The organism is Ferruginibacter sp. (genome assembly GCF_031430955.1).
Taxonomy (GTDB): domain Bacteria; phylum Bacteroidota; class Bacteroidia; order Chitinophagales; family Chitinophagaceae; genus Ferruginibacter.
On sequence record NZ_JANPCM010000050.1, the window covers coordinates 1 to 2,636 of the forward strand.

At 34.8% G+C, this 2,636-nt stretch carries 1 protein-coding gene; it reads left to right on the top strand.

Annotated features, from left to right (window positions below):
* Positions 1–341 precede the first annotated feature (341 nt).
* A partial coding sequence (locus ACY65O_RS01440) for a VIT domain-containing protein (protein ID WP_462219067.1) occupies positions 342–2,636 on the top strand: 2,295 nt, incomplete at its 3' end.

Consider the following 2,636-nt stretch of genomic DNA (forward strand, 5'->3'; position numbering starts at 1 on the left):
TTTTTATCAGTTTCATAATATTTAAATGTACAAAAAATTAATAGACTATAAAAAGTTTTGTGTGTTTAAAAGTAGGATCAATATTCTTTAAATAATTTTACTGTCAGGCTTGAGCCTGTCGAAGGCGGGTTATTTTCAAGCGAAGGTTTCTTTTCTAAAATGATTACTGCTTAAATCTTCAGCACCTTTGGCATCTTTCGATAAACTCAAGATGGCAAAAGCTGTCAGCTTTTCTAATGCTTTTTTAATTGTAAGAATTAAAATTCCTGTAAAAATATTTATTCTTTAAAAATATTTTTATGTAATCCTTTTTATTTTCTCATCATGCAGCAAACAATATTATGAGAAAATATATTTTAGTTGCAATTATAATCACAGTATCCGTACTTACATCAAAGGCACAGTCGCCACAACTTACCGTAGATGGGAAAACAAATAACGGCGTGCAATTACAGGCGCTGAAAATTGAAATAAAAGTATGCGGCACCGTGGCCAGAACTACCTGGCAAATGACTTTTAAAAATACCACTTCAAAAATACTGGAAGGCACATTGAATTTTCCTTTAAAAGATGGTTTAAGTGTGAGCCGTTATGCATTAGACATTAACGGAAAAATGAGAGAAGCCGTGCCGGTTGACCGTGGCAAAGGCACCGAAGTATTTGAAACCATCGAGCGGCGAAGAGTTGATCCCGGCCTTTTGGAAAAAGTTGATGGCAATACTTTTCGTACAAGGATTTATCCTATCAACGCTAATAGTACAAGGACGGTTATTATTGGTTACGAAGAAGAATTACCGGTTAATAATAACGATGCCTTACAATATTATCTGCCATTAAATTTAAAAGATACCGTTACCAGTTTTAATCTTGATGTAACCGTTATACAGACCGCAACACAGCCCGTTTTTGATTCTGCCCTTAACGAAAACATTCAATTTACCCACACCAATAACACTTACAGTTCGTCTTTGCAAAAAACTAATTATGTACCCAATTATTCACTTTCTTTCAGCATACCAAAACCTTTGGATGCAGCAGAGGTAATGCTGCAGCAATTTGAAAACAATTATTATTATCTTATCAATACCCGTTTACAAAAAAATGAAAGAGAAAAAATAATGCCTGCATCAATTGGATTATTGTGGGATGCTTCGCTCAGCGGCAGTAACAGAAATATTAAAAAAGAAAAGGAATTGCTGGATGCCTATTTTAAAAAGATAAATAATCTAACGGTTAACCTGGTAGTATTCAGCAATACCATAAAAACTATAAAAACATTTTTAGTGCAAAATGGCAATTGGGTTTCATTAAAAGAAAGTATTGAAACTATACAATACGATGGCGCTACCGATTTTGGTAATCTTAATTTAAAAAATATAAAAGCAGATGAATTTATTTTAGTGAGCGATGGCCACCAAACACTTGGCAACAAACAAATACAGTTAAGTAACAAGGCTGTGTACTGCATCAACAGCGCTGCTGCAGCCGACTACAGCAATCTAAAATTTATTGCATTAAAAACAGGCGGACTTTTAATTGATTTACAAAATACATCAGCGGCAGACGCCATTAAAAAATTAATGAATGAGCCATTCCGGTTTTTGGGCATAAAACAAAATAATTTAATAAAAGAAAATTTTCCTTCTATGCCGGTTGCGGCGAACAGCAATTTTGCTGTTGCAGGAATTGCTGAAGAAGGCGTTAAAGAAATTATTTTACAGTTTGGTTATGGCAATACAGTAACGTACGAAAAAACTATCATCATTGATACTGAAACGCAGCTTTGCGAAAACTTCGATATCACCAAAATATTTGCACAAAAAAAAATTGCGGAGCTGGATATTCAGTATAATCAAAATAAAAATGAAATAGAAAGACTGGGTAAACAGTTTGGTATTGTTACCCGTAATACATCTTTAATTGTACTGGAAACTATTGATGATTATGTACAGTACGAGATTGAACCACCGGCAGAATTGAAGGAAGAATATAACCGTATAATGAAACAACGAAGCAGCACCATCATAACAAAAAACGAAAACGATCTCGAAAATTCACTGGATATGATGGCAACATTAAAAGATTGGTACAATCAAAAACTGGTTAAAAAAGAGAGTATAAAAAAAGACCCGGTCGTAATAGCGCCGCCGGTGGTTAGAACAAACCCCGTACAACGTTTACAATCCTCAGGCTTAACATCAAGGCCAAGGGGAATTACTAAAACAATTACAGGAAAAGTAACAGATGCATCTGGGCAACCTATACCGTTTGCATTCATAAAAATTAAAGGACTAAGTTCCGGAACATCTGCAGATGCAAACGGAAATTACAGATTAAATGCAAGGCAGGGCGATGTGTTACAATACTCCGGAGTAGGTTTTAATACAAGAGAAAGTGTTATAAATAATAACATGCTGCTGAATTTTAGTTTAGAAAAAGCATCTGCTGATTTACAGGAAGTAGTGGTAATAGGATATGGTGTACAAAGAAGAAGAGATGTTACTGGCAGCGTAAAAACCCTAAGTGCCTCCAATTTAGAAACAGTAGCACAACTTAATGTAAGCAATACTTTGTCGGGTAAAGTTGCAGGTGTAAATATAACTTCATCTTACGGATATGCAGGTGCAACCACATCT